Here is a 266-nt window from a genome sequence, read left to right as displayed (position 1 = left end):
GTGGGCGATCTGAGAGAGCTTCTCCTGGTGCTTCTTGCCGTGGTGAGCGCAGAAGAGGAGTTCGCCATTGTTGACGACGACGCGGATGTACGCCTGAGCGCCGCAGCTGTCGCAACGATCGGCGGCAGTCAGTTGCGGCCCCGAGGCGAGCTCGTCAACGGCCCCGTTCTCCGAGGTGAGTGTCGACATGTGAGGCTCCTTTCCGTCGCAACCGCTGAACTCGATACCTCTATAGAACCACGGATAGTCGGCAACCAGGCGCGCAT

General features: G+C 61.7%; 1 protein-coding gene. It reads right to left on the bottom strand.

Annotated features, from left to right (window positions below):
* On the bottom strand, window positions 1–189 hold a 189-nt coding region (locus ACR9ZK_RS22215), incomplete at its 3' end, for a DUF7455 domain-containing protein (protein ID WP_481344109.1).
* Window positions 190–266: the final 77 nt, after the last annotated feature.

Source organism: Monashia sp. HAY1-5C (assembly GCF_056755255.1).
This window is presented reverse-complemented; position numbering and strand designations above follow the sequence as displayed.